This window comes from Psychroserpens sp., from assembly GCF_047633235.1.
Taxonomy (GTDB): Bacteria; Bacteroidota; Bacteroidia; order Flavobacteriales; family Flavobacteriaceae; genus Psychroserpens.
The window spans coordinates 1-23,272 of the sequence record NZ_JBLIET010000014.1 but is presented as its reverse complement, the minus strand read 5'-3'; the positions used below and the strand labels follow the sequence as shown (position 1 = coordinate 23,272).

Here is a 23,272-nt window from a genome sequence, read left to right as displayed (position 1 = left end):
AATGAAACACAAAGACGCAAACTTAAAACGAGTTATCGTTGATTTTAAAAAATTAACTCCAGAAATTCTAGCTTTATTAGTGCAAAAGTATCCTCACGGATATGATGATGATAATATCATATCATTTAAGAATGCTAAGAATGAACTCGTAGAGGCTGTGGAAGTCATAACAGAAGATACAAAGTATCTTGTCAGAGTGAGTACAAAACTGGAACTCACAATGGAGAATTATGACGTAGAGGATTATGAAGATTTTGAAGAGGATGATTCGGAGGCAGTACAAGATCCAGATATGGAAGCAGCTGAGGAAGATGATTTTGTATGATTAATTTTTAAGATTATTTTTGATTCTACCGCTCACAATATAATTTAAAATGTTTGTTTAAAAACTAATTTGATCTAAGCGACTGTATAAAATATATATAATATTCCACGCGTAATTCATAAGATGAAATTACTAAAAGCACTCTCGGACTTGTAGTGGCTATTTTCCGAAGAAAAAACTCAATTTTCAACGTTTTAATTATTTTAAGATGAAAACAAAATCATTTACAATTGCTAGTTTTTTTATTATTTGCCTTTTTACTTTAACTTCGATGACTGCTGTTCAGGATACACAAATTTTTGAAGGTGTTTATGATGGTAATGAAGATTATGGATATAATTTCATCGGTATGGATGAAGATGGAGAAGAGTTTACAATGACATTTCAAAACATTGATGACGTACTTTTGAAATCATTTAATTTGAATACAGATAAATTAGTAGGTTCGAAATTTACAGTGTCCTACACTTCAAAAACAGAAAAATCAGAAGACGAAGATGGTTATGAAGATGACGTAGAGGTTTATACTATCACAGCCTTAAAAAAATTATAATTTTATAATACCATTTATGATTTAGCCAACTCAATTGAGTTGGCTTTTTTGTTCTTTTGAAATCGACTAGAAAAGAATACTTCCCAGATAAATACACCGTAAACAATCAGGTATTCTAAAGTGACAATCCAGAGATTTTCAGACGTGTTTGCTTTATTGAGATGGCTATAAGCTAGGTAACTTAAAATAATAACGAAACTCCAAACTAAGGGGAATTTATAATTAGTAAATACACTCAAAATTAAAAGTGTTGCAATGTACCAAGGGTGAACTGTTGTGCTTAAAAACAAATAGAAAGAGAATGCAAAAAGCATATTTATAAAAAGCATTTTAGTTTCAATTTTTCTTCGGAAAAGGGACAAACAGAGAACACATAAAAACACCAAAATTGGCAAGATTTTCCCAATCACTGCAATTTCATTATATCCTGTATACCAGTACCCAATTTCACGAGCTAAGTAATAAATGCTCGCATTAAATTCAAAATTAGTGAACCATAATGCAACGGTCTGGGAATAGTTGTTTACAAATTCTAAAGAGAAAAAAGGAGTGAATAATAGGGTTGTAGTGATGCCTATAAGACTATAGAAACCAATTAGTCTTGATAGTCCTTTCTTGGTCGTTGAGCTGTTATAAATGAACCATTTAAACATCAAAGGTAAAAACAAAAGTGGTATCAATTTCACAGAAATGGATAATCCAAAAGCAACAGCTGCTAATTTCCATTGATCTGTATGTAAGAGATATAAACTCCATATCAGAAAGAAAATCATGACACCTTCAAAATGAAGGTTTCCGGTCAATTCTATAATAATAAAAGGATTGAGGATATACCAAAAAATATTCTTAACAGGAATATTAAGTCGTTCTAGCAAGCGCTTTCCGAAGAAAAAAGTTCCAAAATCTGCTGCGACAATAAGTAAACGAAGCATAATTGTAGAACCTAAAATACTATGACTGGAGAATAGAGCACTAATCAAAAAGCAGAGCTGATTGATTGGTGGATAGTTGGTGTAATGACTACCGTTGAGTTCTCCCATACCTGCATAAAGCGCTTTAGCTTCTGCAACAGGAAAACTTCCTCCAGCGTGTATAAATGACTCTGGTGTGTAGAGATAAGGATTTAATCCTTCCAGAATCATACGTCCATCCCAAATAAAACGGTAGAAATCTTGCGATAAATTCGGGATTGCTAAAATAAAAATAGCTCTAGATAAAAATGCAATTGCAGTTAAAAGCTTGATGTTGTTTTTGTAATATTTCAGAAGTAAAAGAAATACCAAAAAAACCGAACAGTATAAGACAATAAGTTTAATAGACTCTGTTCTAACTAAATCATAAGCAAAAAGCCCATAGAGAAAAAAGCTAACTAAAGTGAGTAGTAATGGAACCTTATTAAGTTTCCAAAAGGGTATCAAAACTTAGATGTTATAGATTTGAAAAAGACATAACCAAACCCAATAAACAGCATCAAGTGAAAAGGGAATAACCCAAAGTCACCACCTTGATCACCAACAACAAAAGCGCTATATAAGCCAAATGCAAAATACAACATTAGGATCCCTTCAAGAATGACATGAGGTGATATTTTTTTCTTTAAATATTTGTTATCTTTCCAAGAGTCTTTAAGTGTACTGATATTAAATTTTGGAGTGCGCACAAATTCACTACGCTTACCAGCATGACCTTCTAAGACAGCAATTGAGTTATGAAGTGAAAAACCCATAGCAATTGAGAAAAAAGTAAAGAACATACCGACGTAACTAAAGAATTTTTTGAATCCGCTTCCATAAATTTCTTTATACATAAACCAATAGCAAACAAAGAAAATAACGGTACTCATTACAAAGAAACTCATAAAGTAAAAGTAGAATCTCAAATGTTCATATTCATTTTTGATGTATAACATAGGGATGCTCAAAACAGCGACAAGAAATACATTTAAAAACATCGTACTGTTCAATAAATGAAGTAATCCATGTACTTTAGTTTTAGCAGATATATTATTTGAGAGGATAACGCGAGTACACATTTTTCTAAAGTTTTCGGCACCACCTTTATTCCATCTAAACTGCTGTGAACGCGCAGCACTAATAACCACAGGTAATTCGGCAGGCGTTTCTACATCTTCTAAATATTTGAATTTCCAGTTTTTAAGTTGTGCTCTATAACTCAAATCTAAATCTTCAGTTAAGGTGTCACCTTCCCAGTTTCCAGCATCGATTATGCATTCTTTTCTCCAAACTCCAGCAGTACCATTAAAATTAATAAAATGCCCTTTACTACTGCGTCCTACTTGCTCTAAAGTAAAATGTGCATCTAGTGCAAACGCCTGAATTTTTGTTAGTATAGAGTAATTTCTATTGATATGTCCCCAACGGGTTTGTACAACCCCAATTTGAGGGTCTTTAAAATAAAGTATGGTACGTTTTAACCAATCTTTCTGCGGAAGAAAATCGGCGTCAAAAATAGCAATGTACTCACCTTTAGCAATTTTAAGACCTTCTTTAAGTGCGCCCGCTTTAAATCCACTGCGATCTATTCTAGTAATGTGTGTAATATCTAACCCTGTACTTTGAAGTTTTTCTATGTGCTTACGAGTCGTTATTACAGTTTCATCTGTAGAATCATCAAGCACTTGAATTTCCAATTTGTCTTTTGGGTACTCTATAAGCGCAATATTATCTAACAAACGCTCCATTACATACATCTCATTAAATACAGGGAGCTGAATGGTTACTAGTGGGATTTCGTCTGGATTAGAAAAGTCAAATGTGTCACATTCTATGTTAGCTTTTTTAGAGGATAAATAATTAAAAAGCAAGTTAAGTTGCGCTAGCGCATACATGAAGATGAGTAGGATAGCAATAGTATAAATGACTATAATTGTCGTTTCAAGAATCATTGTTTAAAACTGTATTTAAAAATCCAACCTAAGATTTTTACGCCTGCAAATATAGCACCTTTTACCGTACCTGAAACTTTTGAGACACCTATTCTATTTCTGTAGTTTACAGGCACTTCAATATAGCTAAATTTCTTACGTAATGCCTTGAGCTGCATCTCAACGGTCCAGCCATAAGTTTTGTCTTCCATTTTTAATTCTAGAAGCTTATTATACTTGATGGCTCTAAATGGTCCTAAGTCTGTAAACTTAGCTCTAAATAAAATAGACATCAATGTTGTTGCTAACCAATTTCCGAAGATTTGAGGAATAGTCATCGACCCTTTTTCTCTTAATTCTTTTACTCGTGATCCAATGACAAAATCTATATTCTCGTTTAGAATTGGAGCTACTATTTTTGTTAATTCCTCAGGGTAATCACTGTAATCACCATCTAGAAAGACAATAATATCTGGACGCTCAGCATTCTCTAAGTTAGCGATATAATCCATGCCTTTTAAACAGGCATAACCATAACCTCTCCTGTTTTCAATAAGAACTGTTGCTCCAGCGTTTTTTGCATTGATTTCGGTATCATCGTTAGAGTGGTTACTGACGACAATAATTTCATTAACAATACTTGGAATATTCTTGATGACAAAACCGATAGAATCTGCTTCATTATAAGCTGGGATGATAACTTTTATCTTGGGCATTTAAAGATTTTTACTGTTTTCGGTATTGCAATATTTTATAACAAGCAATATCCGTTTTTATATTATTTTTTTAAAATGATATCTAATTTTTTTTCTTCTGAAATTTTGAAACTTACCAACTTTTTACTTTTGAGGTACTGGTTTGTGCCAAGCATATTTCAGAAATAAACATTGTTTTAAGTCAAGTTAAACCTATGCATCTGAGTACACCTGAAAACTGAAACTGCGACCGAAAACTTATTTTTGATTAACAAGGTCCATTAAGTCTACATCATTACCTAAAAGTATTTCTGTAGGATTAATTCGTCCATCTTCGGGACCATTCTCTAATTTTAAAACACCACGCGGACAAACAGCACTGCAAACACCACAGCCAACACAACTAGAACGCACTATGTTTTCTCCTTTTTGGGCATAAGCTCTCACATCAATTCCCATTTCACAATAAGTAGAACAATTTCCGCAAGAAATACATTGTCCACCATTGGTTGTAATTCTAAATTTTGATTTAAAACGTTGTACAAACCCTAAATATGCAGCAAGTGGACAACCAAAACGACACCAAACGCGATTTCCAAAAATAGGATAGAAACCTGTGCCAATTACTCCAGCAAAAACAGAGCCTATGACTAAACTGTAAATGCTTTGTACAGTGGATGTTTTAATGCCTAAAACAGTGCCTGTATCACTAAAAAAACTATACAGAGTCATAGCAGTCATTACGATAACAAAGACTAAAACGCCATGGACTAAATAACGTTCAACTTTCCATGCAAATAATGATTTGTCTGAGTGCTGCCTATATGGGTCACCAAGTGTTTCTGCCAAGCCACCACAACCACAAACCCAAGAACAGTACCATCGTTTACCAAAGAAATAGACCATTACAGGAACAACAACTAAAGTGAGAACAATTCCCCAAACTAGAATAAAAATTCCTATGCCACCAGTGTTAGTTAGCTCTTTTAAATTCCATTGAAAAAAGAAATCGTAATCTAAAGGGAAGGCATTTTTGAAATCGTAATAGGGCATTTGCAGTCTTACCATAATTTCAGGAATGATAAATGCAAATACAATTTGAAAGAATAAAACCGATGTAGTTCTAAAGACTTGATAAATATTATGACGGTATTTTATATACATTCTTACCGCCATTACTGTCATGACTGTGCAATACATAAAGCCATAAACAAACCAGTGTCCAGCAAGATTTCCACTTAAGGCCTCACTAATTGGATCTACCAAAAGTGTCCAATTGGTCGCATATTCTGATGCAAAATAAAGGACTAAATAAAACGATACTAAAAAGATAAAAACCAGCCAGCCAATCCAACCTCGATTTGTAGCACTTTGATGATAAATACCATCATTTTTTATGCCTTTTTTCCCGAGTAAAATGACGTTTGGTAGTATGAACATTAATGCACCTATGATTCCTAAGCCAAAGGTTAATAACCACATCAATCCTTTATTATTAGCAATAAATCCGTTAGCAGATTTCTTACCAATAAAAGCAGTCATATCGCTAGATTTGGTATATATTTTTTTATCCCATTCCTTGTTTTTTGTGTGCGTCTCATTCGCCTTGTCTAACGCTTTAGAGATTTTAGGAGATAAGGCCTGCATCCCTTTAAAGTCCAGACCTACGATGTTTGATTTTATATCGTTTATAAAAACATCGCTTTCAATTTTCTGTTCTTTAATGATGGTGTTAAAACTGGCTTCCTTTAAGTTGAAGGTTCCTAATAGTGGTAAAGCGGTGAAAATGGCTAATCCTATAAAGAAGATAACCAATCCTGTATTTTTAATTGCTTTCATGTGTTTTTATATATTGTTTTTTTAACGGTCACATGCTGTTCGCAATTGATCATTCTCTTGGGTGATAATGCTCTTAACATGCTCGTTTTGTGCGCTTGTATAATTCGATAAAATTGAAAACGTTTTATTTAGGCCTTACTAAAAATGCGTTTCCAACTCTTTTTTTGTGTTGTAAGATTGGTGTTAAATGTAGTGTTGTATTGTTTTAGAATGTCGCTTTCATAAACTTTATAAAATTCTGGATCAAAATTAGCATCTTTCAAATAACTCATTACATGATTCATATCTCGTTTTTCAGTGAGCCACTTGTCAAAAATTTCGTGACGCATTCTAATTCCGAAAGTGTTTATTCCTAAAAATTCATTAGTGTCTTTATGGAAAGCAGCCGTAATGCAAATATCTTCTTTATGATGTTTCCAATGAAAATGAGTTTCATAATCTTTTGGTTTTGCAAATACCCAGCCATAAGTTTGATATTCTATATCTAAAAATTTAGCAGAGTTAAACCAATGTCCAGGTTTGTATTCTATACGATTACTACAAATAGTTTGAGCTAAAGTCTCTCCCATCATTCGTCCTGTATACCAAACAGCTTCAATAGATCTGCGGTTTCCAATGGCTTCATGTTGCTCAGCACAATCACCAATAGCAAATACATCTTTAATATTGGTTTCTAAAAAACGATTCACTTTTACACCACGTCCCAATTCTATTTTTGAAGATTTTAAGAAATCTATGTTTGGCGTTACACCTGCTGTTAATCCAACAACATTACAAGCGAGTTCTTCTCCAGTTTCTTCTAGGATAACAGATGTAACACGACCATTCTCATCACTTTTTATTTCTTTTAAATTAGTAGATAAACGCAAATCTATATGGTGATTTTTAATATGATTATTAATCATTTGGCTCTCACCTTCGGGTAATACACCATTCCAAAAACTATCTTCTCGCACTAAAAAAGTAACAGGAATTTTTCTGGAATTCAGCATTTCTGCTAGTTCAATGCCAATTAAACCACCACCAACAATGACAGCACGATTACAAACTTTGTTATTTGGAGCCAGAACTTCCAGACGATCTAAATCCTGCTTGTGATACATTCCTATGACACCATCTAAATCTTGTCCAGGCCATCCAAATTTATTCGGTTTACTGCCAGTTGCGATGATGAGTTTATCGTAATTGAGATGTGCACCATCAGCAAATTGTACTACTTTGTTGTCTGTGTCAACCTCTTGAACATAGGCTTTTAGAAGTTCAATTCTATTCTTTTTCCAAAACCAATTTTCATAAGGTTGCGTGTGTTCAAATTTCATATGGCCCATATAAACATACATGATTGCTGTTCTAGAAAAGAAATAATCAGTTTCTGCAGATATGATTGTAATTTTCTTGTCGGAAAGTTTTCTAATGTGTCTTGCTAAGGTGACACCAGAAATTCCGTTTCCTATTATGACGATGTGTTCCATTTTGAATGCCCGAGAAGTCAGGTAACTATTGGTTGTTGTGACGGGTCAGTCGAAGGTTTTGTTAAAACCTTAATAAACCTGTGACATTTTGTTTAAATTTATACATTAAATCTTTGGTATGAGAATAATTTTTGTTTTCTGCGTTTTGTTTTTACTCAATGGCTGTGCAGTGTCGAAAGCGACTTCAGAAAAAATTAATGGAGTTAGCTTTGTAGCTGCTAGAGAAGCTATTGAAGATACACATACAAATCCAGTGGTCAATGTTGGTGCTAATTATGCAGCGATTATGCCTTTTGGTTTTTTAAAAAATCTAGATCATCCCGAAATTATTCATAATACAGACAGACAATGGTTTGGTGAAACCAGATCAGGAGGTAAGCAATATATTGAGGAGTTAAGGAAAAAGGACATTAAAATAATGGTTAAACCTCAAATTTGGGTTTGGAATGGTGAGTTTACAGGTCTCATTAAAATGACCAATGAGGAGAATTGGAAAGCTTTAGAAGGCTCCTACACTAGCTTTATTTTAGAATATGCAGAGTTAGCACAAGAAACCAAAGCCGAAATTTTGTGTATTGGTACAGAATTAGACAATTTCGTTAAGGCACGTCCAGACTATTGGCATAATTTAATTATTAAAATTAAAACTATTTATAAAGGAAAACTAACCTATGCTGCCAATTGGGATGAGTTTAAACGTACGCCATTTTGGGGAGCATTAGATTTTATTGGAGTTGATGCTTATTTCCCAGTCAGCGATAATCAAACACCAAGTGTTGCAAATTGTAAAGCTGGATGGAAAGATCATAAAACGCTGATCAAATCGGTCTCTGAAAAATACGATAGACCTATTTTATTTACTGAATATGGTTATCGAAGTGTAGATTTTACAGGAAAAGAGCCATGGCAAAGTGATCATACCTTAACGTCTTTGAATTTTGAAGGACAATCAAACGCAACACAGGCCTTATTTGAAGAATTTTGGAATGAGGACTGGTTTGCTGGAGGTTTCGTTTGGAAATGGTTTCATGCTCATAACAAAGTAGGAGGCGAGAAAGACAATCAATTTACACCTCAAAACAAACCTGTTGAATTTGTGATTCAATCCTTTTATAAATCTAAATAGTATCCTAAATTTGTATATATAAAAAGGACTATGCGAACATTAGTTATTGGAGATATTCATGGAGGTTTAAAAGCACTCACGCAACTTATAGAGATTGCGAAGGTGACCAAAGACGATAGGCTAATTTTTGTTGGCGATTATGTAGATGGCTGGAGTGAATCTGCTCAAGTAATTCAATATTTAATTGAGTTATCCAAGACTAATGACTGTGTTTTTATTAAAGGTAATCACGATGTTTGGTGTGCAGATTGGTTGCGAACAGGAGATGGTGATTCAGTTTGGCTAGCACATGGAGGAAAAGAAACTGTCGACAGTTATGATGGGTTTTCCGAAGCAGATAAGAAACAACATTTATATTTTTTTGAAGACATGCAACTCTATCATATTGATAACGATAACCGGTTGTTTCTTCATGCAGGATTTACTTCAGGGTATGGCGTGGAAAGAGAAATACATAAAGAGAATTTCTACTTTGACCGTACGCTTTGGGAAATGGCCTTGACTATGGATAAGCATATTGACAAACAGTCTGAGTTGTATCCAAACCGACTCAAACATTACCATGAAATTTACATTGGTCATACACCTACAACCAATTTTAAACAAAGCCAGCCTATGAAAGCTATTAATGTTTGGAATGTGGATACAGGAGCCGCTTTTAAAGGAAAATTATCTGCTATGGATTTAGAAACGAAGGAAATGTTTCAAAGTGAGACTGTTTATACCTTGTATCCAAATGAATTAGGACGTAATAAGTAATAATCAACCAATATACTTCTTATAGTAAGCACACAAATCATCTGCGCTAGCTCCCAACCATTTCTTCACATATATCATCCAAAAGTGGTATTGTAGTTTCCAAATACCATGTTTACGATAGAGTCTTGCTGAGGTTACTATTTTTTTATTGATGACCACAAATTCCTTTCTAGCATAGAGTTCGTTAATTAATACGTTATCTTCATAAATGGTGAAATTCTCATCAAAACCACCAATCTCATCAAAAAGGGCTCTTGTAACAAACTGACTCTGATCACCACCACGACAAGCTCTCCATGAAAATTGTGTAAGCCAACCCGCTAATCGCAACCACCAATGATTGCTGTCGAATTTTAAACGAAAACATCCAGCGTTGTTGCCTTTTTTTACTTCGGAAATAATTAATTTATCAAAATGTAAAGGCGGAAAAGAATCCGCATGCAAGAAGTAAAGAATGTCTCCAGAAGCTGCTTTTGCACCAAGATTCATTTGCTTCGCTCTCCCTTTTGGAGATGAGAGTAGTTTAATCCTTAATCCTAAACGCTTAATAATCTCTTGTGATCCATCAGTACTTTGGCCATCAACGACTATGATTTCTGAAATAGTCTCCAACGACGAATGGTCTATAACATGAAAAAGGAGATCTTCAATTGTTTTAGCTTCGTTTAAAATGGGAATAATAATGCTTATCATATTTTTATCTACGCAAAAATACGGTACCTAGTTTTGTTCATTTAAATTCCAGTTATAATCAATATATTGAACTTTAGTGTCTGCTGAAGTTTTAGTAGTTGCATATCTATTGATATAATCGATTACAGAACCGTTCTCAGTGAAATCACTCTTATACCATTTAAAGATTTCTGAAATTTTTGGAGCGTTTGTAGTGAGTTTGTTTTTATTAACATTATTAATAAATTCTAAGGTTGCTCGTTCCATAAGGTCTTGAACATTGTTTGCTGTATAAGCAGTATTCAATAATTTTGGACAAGAAAAAGACGCACAATTAATAGCAAAATGAATTCTTGGCTCATTCATTTTCCGAAGAATTCCATTTTCAATATCGGCTAAAGAATAATCCTTGTCTCCTATCTTTAGTCTGTTTTTCATCCAAGGATTATTAATGTCTTTTATGCTTTTTGTAGGATAATTATCTGCGATAAGTTTAATCGTGTTAGCATTGTAAACATTTATGAAATAAGCCAACTGCTCGTTTATACTCCAACTTTCAGTAGGTATTTGTGAAGCCAAATAAGTGACATACTTATTTAATTTTTGAATATCGTTTTTAAAACCTTTATAAGCAACATCGCCATTGTCTGCAACATGTTTTTTTAATAAAGCATCCCAGGTTGAATGATCTAAAAGTGGATTAATAGTCACATAATCTGTCTGTACATCATCTTGAATTTCAACGCCTAGTTCGACTGCGCCTTCCGTTTTGCCCTCTATGGATTCCGTGCTGTCTTCAATTTCAGTTTCTATGTCCTCTTTCGTTTCAGTTTGTATTATTGTTTCGCCTTTGACTTCTTTGATAGGAAGTCCTTTTGCAGAAAAACAACTACACAAAAAAGTAGAAATCACAATTGCAATAAAATAATTTGAATACTCCATCTTTTAGTTTTAGGTATTATAAGCACTTATGGTAAACCTTATATTTTGGTTTTAAGCGGATATAATTCTTGGTGTAAAAAATCTTTTGGGAAGTGTTCATCACCTTTAAAGCCAATCTCTATGTCTCGTCCATCATGAGGTACATAGTCTGTTTTAAAGAGATAATCCCAAATACTTAGTGTTAGTCCGTAATTCACACCAAAACTAACATGATTAGGGAGTTCTTTTGCATGATGCCATATATGCATCTTCGGATTATTAAAAATATATTTCAATGGTCCATAGTCCCAACCCAAATTTGCGTGGTTGAGATGACCAATGGCGATAGAAAAGAAATACACAATAGCAACATCTTGTGAGCTGTAATTAGCAATGATTGCGAGAGGAATATATCTAATAGAATTATAAACCACAGGTTCCATCCAATGATAGCGTAAATGGGCAGCAAATCCCATTTCTTTTACGCTGTGATGTACTTTATGGAAATTCCAAAGCCATGGGACACGGTGTAATAAGCGATGTGTGTTCCATTGTACAAAATCATTAATTAGAAAGAAAATGAAAAGACCTAACCACTTCGGTAAATCTGTAGAGTCAAAGAGTTGCAAGCTAGATAATGAAAGCCCTATGCCTTCTAATATATCATTTAAAAATTCTGATACCGTATTTGATAAAGCGATAAGTAGAATTAAATTAAGAATAAAGAAATTGAAGAACATGTAAAAGGTGTCCAACCAAAAGTCTTTTCTGAACACACCTTGGTTTTTTCTCCATGGAAATAATCCTTCCAACAACCAAACAACAATCGAAATTGCGATTAATCCATAAAAATAGTTATCCCAATTATTTTGAAGTAGAATTTCATTCTTCAAATAATTCCAGTAACCCGAATAGGAGTTTTTTATGAGGTCTATATATTTTTCCATCTTTAGCTCCTATGAAAGTAGGAGTCTCTTTTAAATAAAGGATGTTTTTATTTTTAGTTAATGAGATTTATGCCTTTGCAGTAAAGACAATGAACCTAGCAGCATCCACCGCCATCATAGTGAAAGGTTGATTCACTAAAATAGATATCATCTCTTCCCAAAGCTTGTAAGGCTCCAGCAGTTTTATCACATATAGCTAGCGGTTGGTTTTTCAATAGAATATGTCCAGCCTTGTCGTCAAAATAATCTTCATTTCCATAATATATGGCTGCTTTTCCAGTAAAAATGCAAGGACCATCTTCTGGCATTGGATCTTTAATTGCAGCAACTTCAATAGATTCAATATAAATCAATTCGTCTGTCGGATAATTTTTTGGATCTAAGATTCTATAGGGTTTTCTAGCACGAATTTCAATAGTACCAAAACCTGCATCTGTTAATGCTTTGACATATTGGTCAATAGGTAAACTTCCACTAAGACAAAGCGCTCTAAGACGATCATCATTTCGTAACGTGTCATTCATAGGTTGCTCACAAGTAGGATCACTCATTACTAAACGACCATGGGGCTTTAAAATACGATACATTTCATCAATAGCGAGTTTTAAATCTTCGGCTTTAAAGATGTTAAACAAACAATTTTGAGCAGCGACATCAATACTGTTGTCTTCAACAGGTAAATTTAAAGCATCTCCCTTTTTAAGTTCAACAAAATCACTTTTAAACCAATCATTTTGAGCTTCGGCTTCAATAAAGTTTTTGCGTGACGCTTCTAACATTTCATCAACAACATCTACGCCAATAACGCCTCCTTTTTCACGGTTGAAATATGAAAATTGTAATAACTCCATTCCTCCGCCTACACCTACATAAAGCATTTTAGGGTTATTAGTTAAATCTCTAGCATGAACCGTACTGCCACATCCGTAGTTCATTTCTTGCATGATCTTCGGAATTTTTAATCCAGGAAATTCCCAAATTGGATTGGTAGTACAGCATAAGCCAACATCAGGTGTTAACGCAGCGTCTTTATATAAATCGTTTGTAGCATTTAAATAGCTCATAATTATAACATTTTTATTAATTCTATAAATAAAGTGATCATATCAGGTTCAGCTTTTCCAGCCATAGCAATAATCTCACTAATATCTACAGGTTTGAGATTATTTGGGTCGCATTCATCTGTTAAAACTGACACTGCAGCTACTTTTAAATTCAAATGATTTGCAACGATAACTTCTGGAACGGTGCTCATTCCAACAGCATCTGCACCTATAAGTTTTAGCATTTTATACTCTGCCCTGGTTTCTAATTGCGGACCAACAACACTCGCATAAACGCCTTCATGTAATTTTATATGATGCGCTTTTGCAATGGTTTTAAATTTAGCATTGATTTCAAGATCATAGGGAGCACTCATATCTGCAAAACGCTCACCTAATTCTCCAACACCTTTAAAGGCTAGGGGAGAGCCACCTTGTAGATTAATATGATCATCAATCAGCATTAATTCACCTTTTTTAAAGTCTAAATTAATAGCTCCAGAGGCATTGGACACTAATAGGGTTGTGATGCCTAAATGTTTCATAACCCGAACTGGGTATGTCACGTCCTGTAAAGAATACCCTTCATAAACATGAAAACGGCCTTGCATCACAATTACCTTTTTGCCAGCTAAATTTCCATAAATTAATTTACCCTTATGAAATTCTACCGTTGCAGTAGGGAAGTTTGGGATCTGGTTATAGCCCACTTCTGCTATAATCTCAATCTCGTCAGTTAATTGACCTAAACCTGTACCTAAAATAATACCGACTTCTGGATTATCAAAACCTTTAGATTGCAAATATTCAGTAGTTTCTTGTATAAATTTAATCATGCGTAGTATAAAATTGTTTGAGTTGGTTGTAATGTGTCATATCGTCAAAGGTGTCGATATCATTAAGTGGGTTAAGCAAAGATACGGCCTTGTTTTTTAAATCTGTCATCGTATCTTCTCTAACCGTCTCGGTTCCCCAAGCTTTGTTTTTAAAAATAGCTGGATGTAGTTGCTTCATTCCTAATAGATAATAACCTCCGTCTTCTGCAGGGCCTAAAACGACATCATTGTCATCTAACTTTTGAATAGCCTCTTCAATAATTTGTTCGTCCAAATCTAGTAAGTCACTGCCAACAATGATGACTTTTTTATAGTCTAAATTTAATAATTCATCAAATGCATTGTGCATGCGTTCTCCCAAATCATTCCCTTTTTGTAGTTTTTTACTGAAATGTGCCACACTCCAAATATCATCGTTGTTGATGTTTTCAGAATAAAACACATAACGATCTGCCTTTACCTCTTTTGAAATATTTGCTGTATGCTGAAGTAAATATTTATAAATATCGAGAGCAGATTGATCACCTAAAGTTTTAGCTAAACGAGTTTTACATTTGCCTAGTTCTGGATTTCTGGTAAATATTATTAATGCAGTTTTCAATTTTAATTACTTTTTTTAGTCTCGGGATAAACCTTTGTTCCTTTAGTTAACCATTTGCTCCAAGCTTTTGAAAAAGCATGAATGCTATCGGTTTTTTTATCTTCCGAATTATAAACCTTAAAACCCTTGTTTCTCCATTCAAAAATACCACCATATAAGTTTTTGATGTTCGTATAGCCAGCTTTTTTAAGTTGGTTAGCGATGGTTTCAGATCGGATTCCTAATGAGCAATACACAACAATAGTTTGATTTTTGTCCTGAAGTTTTTGTGTCGTTTGTTCTAAACTAAAATGATTATACCCAATAAATATTGCATTTTTAAGATGGCTTATGTCGTACTCAGATCGTTCTCTAGCATCTAAAATAATAGCTTCAGTTTTAGGCATTGCTAATTCTTGTACCGAAATATAAGGGACAGCATTAGTGTTATATTGCTTCAATAAATTGTCTAACGAGTCTTGAGCAGACATCGAGAGCGCCAGTAGAGAGAAAAAAATGAATACTATTAATTTCATTGTTTTATAATTGAATTCCGAAGCCTTGTAAACCACTCTCAACTTCTGGTAAAATTTCGGTATTATCCCAAATACCAGTCACTATTGTTCGAGCGTATTCTTGAGGTAATAATCCGTTATCCATCAATTTACGCGTTAATTTATAATTATAGTCTAAGGTATGATGTTTAAAGGTAAAACTTTCTTGAGCGTCGTCCAAAATAGCATACCATACACTAGGATTTCCGTCATTTGCTGGCATCCCAATCACACCCGGATTTAACCATAACTTGTTTTCGTTTTTATGATTAAAAGGTAACCCACAATGTCCACCAACAATGACATTACTCTTGGTCGTCTCAAAATTAGGTTGCTTACGTTCCCAAGGACTCGATTTGTAGATAAAAGCAGAGGTGTTAAAATAAGATCCATGAACTACAGTAACACGTTGTCCCGCATAATCAAATGTAATATGGTCAGGAAGTGTCTCCATAAAGCTTAAAGAATTTTTAGACAGTTTACTTTGTGCAAACGGATACCATTGTTGCGAAAACCCATCACAGCGAGATCCTTTTTTAAAATCGCAACCGCAATCATCAGCACCTCCGCGCAATTGTATTTCAACGTTACCAGCAATACTTCTTGCCTTCCAAAGTTGAAACAGTTGAACTGTCTCTTCAGGTTGCGCACAATAGCCAACAATATCTCCTGTACAAATGCAATTTTCTGCCGAAATTTGTTCGCGCTCAGCAACTTGCTTCATAGCTTCTAAAGCTTGTAGATTGCTGTAAACACCACCAAAGAGGAGTATTCTTCCCTTTATGGTTCCTAAATCTTCTATTTTTTTATCCATAGCATTTTCCAAACAACAGGAAATCTTATCTTTTAATTACGATAAACTTTGGGATGATATAAATTATAATACAACTTAATATCCCCCAAACATTGACCCAAAGTAAATCGGCATATTTGCCTTCAGTAAACATTAAGGATTCAGGGAATACCCCAAATACTAATACAAACCCAAAAACCAATCCACAAATAACACTCAAGTAAAAACTAATTCGTGGTACTTTCATATTCCAGAATACAAATACCGGAGTTAAACCAATAACCATAGTTCCTGAAATGGTTGTAGCCGATAAAATTTCAACATCTAAAAATACAGGAAGCGTTCCCAAAATAGCAATTATTGCCATTGATATACGACCAAAGGTTAAATCTTTTCCCATTTTTAAATCAATAGCCAATAACTTAGAAAACGATGAGAATGTCGAATCTAGCGTAGATGCAGCAGACGTTATCATAATAAAATTAATGACTAATAAAATGATCACACCAAAGGCTTTCCCTACTTCCACTGCCGCTTGACCTTTCATGCCTTGTGTTTGTGCATAAATGCCAATGACACTAAATAATATGATACAAATTGCACCTAAAATACTAGCTAGTAAAAAGCTTCTTCGTGTTACTTTTGGAGAGGTTATAAATGCGCGATCTGTCAATACAGGATCATGAAACGGATAACTAAATGACTGTATAATCGCTGCAAAAAATAAGTTAAGCCCTAGTTCAAAACTCCATGTTCCAGAGGTTACAATGTCTGTTGTCGCGAAATCTTCCGTAGAAAAAATAGTACCTAAAATTATCATCAACAATACTGAAAACAAGACCATTTGTATTACATCTGTAAATATAGAACTGCTCAATCCACCTTTTGCGGCATAGGCTAAAGTCAATACCGTAAAAACTATTATAGCTAAATAATAAGGCTGACCTCCAGATTTTCCAAAATAACTACCAATAACCATCGTATTACTCCACACCTCGTTGAATAAACGAATAGCAATTAAAATAGAGAAAATGGCCATAGCACCTTTCCCGAATTTTGTGGTTAGGAATTCGTGAATACTTTTAAATCCACCTTTAGTTCGCATTTGGTAAATCAATATACCAGCGACCGCGAATGACAAATAATAACCAGCATAAGCAACACCGCCAACAATCCCGTAATCAAGACCTAGATTTGCAGCATTTGTGATGCTTTTGGCAAAAATCCATGAGATCATTAAGCTCCCGGTCAATACCAAAGTATTTGGTGCTTTGCGGTTACTCACAGCTTTAAAAAACTGATCTCTAGTTTTTGCTAAAGGCGACAAGAAAAACAGTATCAAACTTGATACGATTATTAATGTCCATTGCCAGTGTATTGTTTCCATGTTCTTATCTAAATCCCATCCTAACCTTCCCGAAGGGAAGGAACTCTTACTCGATTGTGTTTCTTCGTGAGGTCTCGTTTCTCATTATTCATCCAGTCTCTAACACGGTTCCCTTTTCTTTGGAAAGGGCTAGGGCTAGGGTTATTCATTCCACCAAACCTTCACATTAATACTATTATCATCGGTTGCTACAGCAGCAATTGTGTAATTCTCATTATTTAAAGCGTCTTCCTCTGCGGGATAAGGCATGCGAACCGGTATTAAATCATTATTAAAACTTGCCGAAATTGTCCCTAATTCAGGGAATCCTGTTCTGCGATACTCTACCCAACCTTCATAGCCATTAATAACATTGGCAATCCATTTTTGGGTAATAATTTGCTGAACAGCTGTGGTTCCTGCGGCATTGAAAGCGGCGTTTCCTATTAAATAATCGACAGGTAACTCGGTATTCCAATAGTTGAAAGCTAATGCGACGCCAGTTTCATATAAATTTTGAGCATCTGCTACAATCAAATTCCTTGCTGCCGCCTCTGCTAAGGCAAATTGAACTTCCCAAGCGGTTATGAAATTTGCATCAAGGCTCGAAGTATCTTCTCTAAAAGGAGTTCCTGCTAGCGAATAATCTGATAAGTTTACAGACGTTTCTGAAGGATCAATACCGTTAATTAATCCATTAAATTCTCCAGTTGATGAATTTGAAAATGGTCTAAAGAAGGTTTTAATTCTTGTATCATTCAACTCTGTTAGGATGTCACCCATTGTTTCAGACAATACAAAATTGTTGAAATCACCAACACGCAATTGTGCTAAACGAAAACTGTTAGGGTCTGTATTTGTAAAATTGAATATTGCGTTTTGAATATTTGATGTGATATAATTACCACCATCAAAAATAGTTTGTAATTCTGCGGAAACATCAACTTGTCCAGAAATGCGTAGCAAATGTTTAATTTTTAGGGAATTTGCAAAACGTACCCAAGCACTTAAATCGCCATTAAATAAAATATCTCCTTCCAATGGAGTCACATCACTGTATGCCTCAATAGCGGCAATGCCCTTGTTTAGATTATCTAGAATTCCATTCTCATTTAAGTAAATATCTTCTTGTAAATCATAAGCAGGTGTTACCGTTCCGTTGACACCATTAAAGGCTTCAAAATAGGGAACGTCGCCAAATAAATCTGTCAAACCAGCAGTCATATAAGCTTTTAGAATTAACGCTGGACCTTCATAAACTGAAAAGGTTTCAACGGTTCTCGACTGATTTAAAATAATCTCATTATCGCGAAGATTTGTGTAAAACACTGGCCAAGGATTTCCTCCTAATTGTGGTGATTTAAGTGCATGACGATCAAAGAGATTAAAATCTAAGGCGGTTCTATGTTGTGATAATAAATCACCAGCTACAAATCCTTCGTAACTCATGTTTTCTCCAAAATCATAAATCACTTGACGTAATAGTAAGCTTGGTTGTACAGCGCTTGGTGAATTTGGGTTAGTATTAATGTCTTCAAAGTCTTTAGTGCAACTCACTAGAGCTAGAAGACCTAAAAATATAAATAGGTATTTTATGTTTTTCATCATAATTAGTTTAGAAATTAAATCCGGCTTTAAATCCGATACTTCGTGTAGCAGCATAACTCATATCTTCAACTCCGCTTACAAAGCTATTGCCTTGCACTGCGAGTTGTTCTGGATCAAAATGCGGATTTTCAGTAATCACAAATAAGTTGTTTCCAATGAGTGCCAGACTTAAATCGGCACCTTCTTTTAATCCTAAAAAGCCACCTTTTAGTTTAAAATCGTAGCCAATAGAAAATTGTCGTAGCTTCAAAAAAGAGGCATCATACACATTGTTTTCTTCATGGTTCCTATCGTAAAATTGTCTGTAATAGCTTTCTGCAGAGATAGAAACTGTATTTGGTTCACCTGTCGTTTGGTTGACGCCTTGAGCTGTGATGCCATTATCTGGTCTAAAAGCAGTTTCTGCTAATTGACCTCCAACATTACCTAAAGCGCGAGTTCGGGATACGATTTCTCCACCCTGCCTCCAGTCAAATAAGAAACTCATAGTCCAATTTTTATAACTGAAGTTGTTATTCCATCCTAATGTAAAATCTGGATTATAATTCCCTATTTTTTGAAGGTTGTTATCTGCTATAAATCGCCCGTTGTCGTCAATTATAAAATCACCATTATCATTTCTCAAATAGCCAGTTCCGTAAATATCACCAATGCGTCCACCTTCTTCTACTTGAAACCAAACCGTTTGGTTCGCACTGTCATAAATCCTGCTGTATGCTAGAGTTAGTCTACCATCTTTTTGTGGTAAATCTTTAATGGTTGCACGACTTGTTGCAAAATTAAAGAGTGTATTCCATCTAAAATTTTGATTCTTAATAGGTGTAGCACCTAAAATGATTTCAACACCTTGCGAGTTTACTTCTCCGCCATTGACGACTTGTTGATTGTATCCAGAAGACACAGCAATTGGTAGGGAGATGATTTGATCTCTTGTGGTTGCGTTATAATATGTCAAATCAAAAGTTAAACGGTCTTTGAAGAAACGTAAATCGGTACCAATCTCAAACGACGTGGTTTGTTCTGGTTTTAAGTTTGAATTCGGGATAAAGTTTTGATCACTAAATGTTGGCTGACCATTAAAAGGGGTTTGAGATACAAACGCTCCAGAGGTTTGATACGCTCCAGTATCATTTCCTACTTGAGCAACACTTGCTCTTAATTTGGCAAAAGAAAATACCTCTGGTAATTCAGTAACATTGGATGCAATAAAACTTGTAGAAACCGAAGGATAAAAGAACGACGTACCATCAACAGAGAAAGGTGTTGCTAGAGCACTAGACCAATCATTACGTCCTGTAATATCTAAGAATAAATAGTCTTTATAACCAAATTTAGCAATTCCGTAAAGTGAGTTGATGCGTTTTCTACTTTCAAACTGAAATGCTTGAATTGGCGATGCGGCATTATTAAGATTGAAAATTCCAGGTTGTGCTAAGTTAACTGTTTGTAATTGTTTAGTTGACGCGTTTTGGTCGAGACGATTTCCGCCTAAAGACACATCAAAAGAGAGATCACCCAATTGATTGTTGTAATTGACTAAAAAATCGGTGTTGACTTCTCTAAAGGTGACATCATGTTCTGCATAACCACCATTTTGAAAACGATTGCTACTAAAGCTACGTCTTAATTGTCTGGTTTCACTACTGTAATCCATTCCAGATCTCAGCGAAATACTTAGATCATTTGTAATCTTATGATGAACTCTAATATTTCCGAAGATACGATCACGCTCAAAGGAGTTTCTGTTTTCATTTAAAATAAAGAACGGATTATCAAAAAACGTATAGTTAAATGAATATTGTTGGACACCTTCCAAACCCGGTTGCCAATAATGTCGCAAACTATTGATGTCTAATGAGCGTGGTCCCCAAGCTACAAGTGAGTAATTCGCATTTTCACTGCCATAACCATTGGAGGGTCTATTATCACTACTAGAATTCACATAGTTTATTGAGGTATTGATTTCGGTTTTATCACTTGGATTGAAATTTAATTTTGCAGCAACCGTTTGTCTGTCGAGATTGACTCCTGGAATGATAGATTCACTTCGTAAATCAGTGAATGACAAACGGTAATTTCCAGTTTCAAATCCGTTAGAAATTGACAAATTATTAATAGTGGTCACTCCCGTTTCGTAGAAATCTTTAAGATTATCAGGGTTAGAATTGAAGGCTGTTGCAGTAATTGGAATCCCAGAATATAGAGAGGTGTCACCACCACGAACAAAAATACCGTTTCCTAAATCTACAGGACTATCAAATTGAGAAATCAATAGTCCAGCATCCAATCGTGGTCCCCAAGAATAGGTGATATTATCGCTAATTCCACCACCAAGACCATCAACATATTCAAATTGACCAGATTGACCTTGACCATATTGATTTTGAAAATCTGGTAAACGAAATGCAGAGTCGACAGTAAGTGATGTATTAAAACTAACGCCTAAGCCTTTTTTGTTGCGACCATCCTTAGTTTTTATTACGATAACGCCATTTGAAGCGCGCGTTCCATAAAGTGCAGCAGCATTAGCTCCTTTTAAAACGGTTACCGATTCTATGTCATCTGGATTGACTTCCATGGCGCCATTACCAAAGTCAATTTCTTGAAAACCAGCAGCAGCTTCATTAGTGAAATTGAAAACCGTTTCATTGTTTATTGGTGTACCATCCACAATAAATAAGGGGTTATTATTAGAAAATGAGGATTCACCGCGAATTGTGATTTTTGATGAAGACCCAACACCTGTAGCACCTTGAGAGACGGTTACACCTGCTAATTTTCCTGCAATATTATCAAGGAAGTTCACTGTTTTGACTTCTGTAAGGGCTTTTTCATCTAAAGCTTGAACAGCGTAACCCAATTCTTTGGATTCACGTTTAAGGCCTAAAGCTGTAATGACTACTTCATCTAAAGAGGAGCTGTCTTCTATCATTTTGATGTCAATAATTGTGTTAGCACCAACAATAGCTATTTGTAAGTCATAACCTAAATACGAGTATCGAATTTGGTCTTCAGAGGAAGATACTTCGATTGCGTATTTTCCGTTTTCATCAGAAATAGTTCCACTTCCAGAGGAAGAACTAATATTAACATAGGCTAATGGTTGATTGTCAATTTCACTTGTAATTGTTCCTGTAACTGTGATTTGTGCATAGCTAAAACTTGTCAGTAATAGCAGAATGCAAACGTAGATTTGCTTCATGAACTGCCCACAAAAGCGGGTATCTTTTTAATTGAATTTTAGATAATCCTATTAGCAGCTCGAGTTAATAGCCTCATTCACCAAAAGAATTTTGAAATTTTTGTTTGCTAAAGATGAAGCAATGCAGGAGAGCCTTTATTAAAAAGAAGCGCTTGTATTGAAGTTTCAATAGAAGAGAAACGAGAGTTTGTAATCTTTTTTTCTACTGAAATATAGGCTAGTAAAAGTTGTTTTATATGCCTTGGAATACGGCTGAAACTGTCAATTATAGTTTCTGTATCCCTAATTGTATCAATATCTGAAAGTATTTCAAGATATGACAATTTAATATGTTTAGAAATTACTAATCGTGAAATGCTTCTGCGTAGTTTCGAAGTTTGCCAAGGTAATTTCAAGAAGGTTTCGCTATTAAAATAAGATTGTTTTAATCCCATTAAGTAGAAACCACCGTCCTTAGAAGGTCCTAATACAATATCGTTTTGCTGTAAATAATGTACAGCTCTTAAAATATGATTTGTTTTTAGTTGAGGTGTATCATTTCCAATGGTAATAACAGTTTCAAAGCCTTTATTGTAAACAGACTGAATGGCATTTGTGAAACGTTCACCAAAGGAATCTCCTGTTTGGTTTTTTTCTGAAGATAAAAAATAAGATAAGCCCGTTTTTTTTACGATGTTTAATGTATGCGAATTAAGGGCATCAAATAAAACCTCTGAAGATTTAAACGGTTTTTGTATCGCTTCAAATTCAGCAGAGTTTGCAAAAATTAATATGGCTGTGTTGTTATTCATATAAATTCTCGGCATAGGCAGAGATCTCATTTTTTATTTTATTACATAAGTCTATTGTGCTGAATTTATTTCAGTATCAAATCTTGTAGGGGCTATTCCAGTTTCTATTTATTTTTTGGCACGAATGAATTTATTATGCTACGACACCTTGACAGCTGCTTCCTGCGCCAGCAGTACAACCATAACAATGTTGTGAAATAACGATATTACGTCCTTCTAATTGTTCTTCGTTAAATTCTGAAATATGCTTAGATTTACTATTTACAGGTAGTTCTAACATTTGATTAAAATCACAATCAAATAAAT

At 34.6% G+C, this 23,272-nt stretch carries 22 protein-coding genes; 4 read left to right on the top strand and 18 right to left on the bottom strand.

Annotation, left to right across the window (positions count from 1 at the left end):
• Position 1: 1 nt before the first annotated feature.
• Both ACJAZK_RS06375 and ACJAZK_RS06370 read left to right on the top strand, forming a co-directional pair.
• Positions 2 to 325 (top strand): hypothetical protein, encoded by a 324-nt coding sequence (locus ACJAZK_RS06375; protein WP_415223165.1) that lies wholly within the window; start codon positions 2 to 4, stop codon positions 323 to 325.
• Positions 326 to 533: 208 nt separating this feature from the next.
• Positions 534 to 878: a hypothetical protein gene (locus ACJAZK_RS06370; RefSeq protein WP_415223164.1), complete on the top strand. Its 345-nt coding sequence runs from the start codon at positions 534 to 536 to the stop codon at positions 876 to 878.
• 14 nt (positions 879 to 892) lie between these two features.
• Here ACJAZK_RS06370 and ACJAZK_RS06365 read toward each other — a convergent pair whose 3' ends face one another.
• From ACJAZK_RS06365 to ACJAZK_RS06345, 5 genes are all read right to left on the bottom strand, one after another.
• Complete coding sequence (locus ACJAZK_RS06365; protein ID WP_415223203.1) at positions 893 to 2,293, bottom strand: glycosyltransferase 87 family protein; 1,401 nt, start codon at positions 2,291 to 2,293, stop codon at positions 893 to 895.
• Entirely contained in the window at positions 2,293 to 3,783 is a 1,491-nt protein-coding gene (locus tag ACJAZK_RS06360) for a cellulose synthase family protein (protein WP_415223163.1), read from the bottom strand. The genes ACJAZK_RS06365 and ACJAZK_RS06360 overlap by 1 nt, the downstream gene beginning before the upstream one ends.
• On the bottom strand, positions 3,780 to 4,478 hold the full coding sequence (locus ACJAZK_RS06355; RefSeq protein ID WP_415223162.1) for a glycosyltransferase family 2 protein: 699 nt from the start codon (positions 4,476 to 4,478) through the stop codon (positions 3,780 to 3,782). The genes ACJAZK_RS06360 and ACJAZK_RS06355 overlap by 4 nt, the downstream gene beginning before the upstream one ends.
• Before the next feature lie 237 nt (positions 4,479 to 4,715).
• Entirely contained in the window at positions 4,716 to 6,296 is a 1,581-nt protein-coding gene (locus ACJAZK_RS06350) for a 4Fe-4S binding protein (RefSeq protein WP_415223161.1), read from the bottom strand.
• A 128-nt stretch (positions 6,297 to 6,424) separates the two neighbouring features.
• The gene (locus ACJAZK_RS06345; RefSeq protein ID WP_415223160.1) at positions 6,425 to 7,768 is read right to left on the bottom strand and encodes an NAD(P)/FAD-dependent oxidoreductase; all 1,344 of its coding nucleotides are present in this window, start codon (positions 7,766 to 7,768) and stop codon (positions 6,425 to 6,427) included.
• A gap of 118 nt (positions 7,769 to 7,886) precedes the next feature.
• Between ACJAZK_RS06345 and ACJAZK_RS06340 the strand changes: the two genes are divergently transcribed.
• Together ACJAZK_RS06340 and ACJAZK_RS06335 are read left to right on the top strand one after the other, a co-directional pair.
• Positions 7,887 to 8,894, top strand: coding sequence for a glycoside hydrolase family 113 (locus tag ACJAZK_RS06340; protein WP_415223159.1), 1,008 nt, complete (start codon positions 7,887 to 7,889; stop codon positions 8,892 to 8,894).
• A 30-nt stretch (positions 8,895 to 8,924) separates the two neighbouring features.
• Complete coding sequence (locus tag ACJAZK_RS06335; RefSeq protein WP_415223158.1) at positions 8,925 to 9,653, top strand: metallophosphoesterase family protein; 729 nt, start codon at positions 8,925 to 8,927, stop codon at positions 9,651 to 9,653.
• A gap of 3 nt (positions 9,654 to 9,656) precedes the next feature.
• On the opposite strand, the gene ACJAZK_RS06330 is transcribed toward ACJAZK_RS06335, so the two are convergent.
• The 13 genes from ACJAZK_RS06330 to ACJAZK_RS06270 all read right to left on the bottom strand — a co-directional run.
• A complete protein-coding gene (locus tag ACJAZK_RS06330; protein ID WP_415223157.1) occupies positions 9,657 to 10,346 on the bottom strand; it encodes a TIGR04283 family arsenosugar biosynthesis glycosyltransferase in 690 nt (229 codons plus the stop codon).
• 27 nt (positions 10,347 to 10,373) lie between these two features.
• Positions 10,374 to 11,267, bottom strand: coding sequence for a DUF547 domain-containing protein (locus ACJAZK_RS06325; RefSeq protein WP_415223156.1), 894 nt, complete (start codon positions 11,265 to 11,267; stop codon positions 10,374 to 10,376).
• A 38-nt stretch (positions 11,268 to 11,305) separates the two neighbouring features.
• Entirely contained in the window at positions 11,306 to 12,193 is an 888-nt protein-coding gene (locus ACJAZK_RS06320) for a sterol desaturase family protein (RefSeq protein WP_415223155.1), read from the bottom strand.
• 95 nt (positions 12,194 to 12,288) lie between these two features.
• The gene (arsM, locus tag ACJAZK_RS06315; RefSeq protein ID WP_415223154.1) at positions 12,289 to 13,257 is read right to left on the bottom strand and encodes an arsenosugar biosynthesis arsenite methyltransferase ArsM; all 969 of its coding nucleotides are present in this window, start codon (positions 13,255 to 13,257) and stop codon (positions 12,289 to 12,291) included.
• A 2-nt stretch (positions 13,258 to 13,259) separates the two neighbouring features.
• The gene (locus tag ACJAZK_RS06310) at positions 13,260 to 14,072 is read right to left on the bottom strand and encodes a purine-nucleoside phosphorylase (RefSeq protein ID WP_415223153.1); all 813 of its coding nucleotides are present in this window, start codon (positions 14,070 to 14,072) and stop codon (positions 13,260 to 13,262) included.
• Positions 14,065 to 14,673 (bottom strand): TIGR04282 family arsenosugar biosynthesis glycosyltransferase, encoded by a 609-nt coding sequence (locus ACJAZK_RS06305; RefSeq protein WP_415223152.1) that lies wholly within the window; start codon positions 14,671 to 14,673, stop codon positions 14,065 to 14,067. The genes ACJAZK_RS06310 and ACJAZK_RS06305 overlap by 8 nt, the downstream gene beginning before the upstream one ends.
• Before the next feature lie 2 nt (positions 14,674 to 14,675).
• Positions 14,676 to 15,188, bottom strand: coding sequence for a rhodanese-like domain-containing protein (locus ACJAZK_RS06300; protein ID WP_415223151.1), 513 nt, complete (start codon positions 15,186 to 15,188; stop codon positions 14,676 to 14,678).
• A 4-nt stretch (positions 15,189 to 15,192) separates the two neighbouring features.
• The gene (locus ACJAZK_RS06295; protein ID WP_415223150.1) at positions 15,193 to 16,020 is read right to left on the bottom strand and encodes a metallophosphoesterase family protein; all 828 of its coding nucleotides are present in this window, start codon (positions 16,018 to 16,020) and stop codon (positions 15,193 to 15,195) included.
• Between the two features lie 25 nt (positions 16,021 to 16,045).
• A complete protein-coding gene (locus tag ACJAZK_RS06290) occupies positions 16,046 to 17,386 on the bottom strand; it encodes a sodium:solute symporter family transporter (RefSeq protein WP_415223149.1) in 1,341 nt (446 codons plus the stop codon).
• Positions 17,387 to 17,527: 141 nt separating this feature from the next.
• A complete protein-coding gene (locus tag ACJAZK_RS06285; RefSeq protein ID WP_415223202.1) occupies positions 17,528 to 18,970 on the bottom strand; it encodes a SusD/RagB family nutrient-binding outer membrane lipoprotein in 1,443 nt (480 codons plus the stop codon).
• A gap of 10 nt (positions 18,971 to 18,980) precedes the next feature.
• Positions 18,981 to 22,175 carry a SusC/RagA family TonB-linked outer membrane protein gene (locus ACJAZK_RS06280; protein WP_415223148.1) on the bottom strand — a complete coding sequence of 1,065 codons (3,195 nt, stop codon included), beginning with the start codon at positions 22,173 to 22,175 and terminating at the stop codon, positions 18,981 to 18,983.
• Between the two features lie 107 nt (positions 22,176 to 22,282).
• Positions 22,283 to 22,966: a TIGR04282 family arsenosugar biosynthesis glycosyltransferase gene (locus ACJAZK_RS06275; RefSeq protein WP_415223147.1), complete on the bottom strand. Its 684-nt coding sequence runs from the start codon at positions 22,964 to 22,966 to the stop codon at positions 22,283 to 22,285.
• A 133-nt stretch (positions 22,967 to 23,099) separates the two neighbouring features.
• Positions 23,100 to 23,272, bottom strand: a 173-nt coding sequence (locus ACJAZK_RS06270) for a DUF3641 domain-containing protein (RefSeq protein WP_415223201.1), incomplete at its 5' end; no start/stop codon positions are given.

What these genes read in the sequence shown, in the direction of transcription:
- ACJAZK_RS06375 (WP_415223165.1), top strand. Translation starts at nt 2, where the DNA reads ATGAAACACAAAGACGCAAACTTAAAACGAGTTATCGTTGATTTTAAA.
- ACJAZK_RS06370 (WP_415223164.1), top strand. Translation starts at nt 534, where the DNA reads ATGAAAACAAAATCATTTACAATTGCTAGTTTTTTTATTATTTGCCTT.
- ACJAZK_RS06360 (WP_415223163.1), bottom strand. Translation starts at nt 3,783, where the DNA reads ATGATTCTTGAAACGACAATTATAGTCATTTATACTATTGCTATCCTA.
- ACJAZK_RS06355 (WP_415223162.1), bottom strand. Translation starts at nt 4,478, where the DNA reads ATGCCCAAGATAAAAGTTATCATCCCAGCTTATAATGAAGCAGATTCT.
- ACJAZK_RS06350 (WP_415223161.1), bottom strand. Translation starts at nt 6,296, where the DNA reads ATGAAAGCAATTAAAAATACAGGATTGGTTATCTTCTTTATAGGATTA.
- ACJAZK_RS06345 (WP_415223160.1), bottom strand. Translation starts at nt 7,768, where the DNA reads ATGGAACACATCGTCATAATAGGAAACGGAATTTCTGGTGTCACCTTA.
- ACJAZK_RS06340 (WP_415223159.1), top strand. Translation starts at nt 7,887, where the DNA reads ATGAGAATAATTTTTGTTTTCTGCGTTTTGTTTTTACTCAATGGCTGT.
- ACJAZK_RS06335 (WP_415223158.1), top strand. Translation starts at nt 8,925, where the DNA reads ATGCGAACATTAGTTATTGGAGATATTCATGGAGGTTTAAAAGCACTC.
- ACJAZK_RS06330 (WP_415223157.1), bottom strand. Translation starts at nt 10,346, where the DNA reads ATGATAAGCATTATTATTCCCATTTTAAACGAAGCTAAAACAATTGAA.
- ACJAZK_RS06325 (WP_415223156.1), bottom strand. Translation starts at nt 11,267, where the DNA reads ATGGAGTATTCAAATTATTTTATTGCAATTGTGATTTCTACTTTTTTG.
- ACJAZK_RS06320 (WP_415223155.1), bottom strand. Translation starts at nt 12,193, where the DNA reads ATGGAAAAATATATAGACCTCATAAAAAACTCCTATTCGGGTTACTGG.
- arsM (WP_415223154.1), bottom strand. Translation starts at nt 13,257, where the DNA reads ATGAGCTATTTAAATGCTACAAACGATTTATATAAAGACGCTGCGTTA.
- ACJAZK_RS06310 (WP_415223153.1), bottom strand. Translation starts at nt 14,072, where the DNA reads ATGATTAAATTTATACAAGAAACTACTGAATATTTGCAATCTAAAGGT.
- ACJAZK_RS06300 (WP_415223151.1), bottom strand. Translation starts at nt 15,188, where the DNA reads ATGAAATTAATAGTATTCATTTTTTTCTCTCTACTGGCGCTCTCGATG.
- ACJAZK_RS06295 (WP_415223150.1), bottom strand. Translation starts at nt 16,020, where the DNA reads ATGGATAAAAAAATAGAAGATTTAGGAACCATAAAGGGAAGAATACTC.
- ACJAZK_RS06290 (WP_415223149.1), bottom strand. Translation starts at nt 17,386, where the DNA reads ATGGAAACAATACACTGGCAATGGACATTAATAATCGTATCAAGTTTG.
- ACJAZK_RS06285 (WP_415223202.1), bottom strand. Translation starts at nt 18,970, where the DNA reads ATGAAAAACATAAAATACCTATTTATATTTTTAGGTCTTCTAGCTCTA.
- ACJAZK_RS06280 (WP_415223148.1), bottom strand. Translation starts at nt 22,175, where the DNA reads ATGAAGCAAATCTACGTTTGCATTCTGCTATTACTGACAAGTTTTAGC.
- ACJAZK_RS06275 (WP_415223147.1), bottom strand. Translation starts at nt 22,966, where the DNA reads ATGAATAACAACACAGCCATATTAATTTTTGCAAACTCTGCTGAATTT.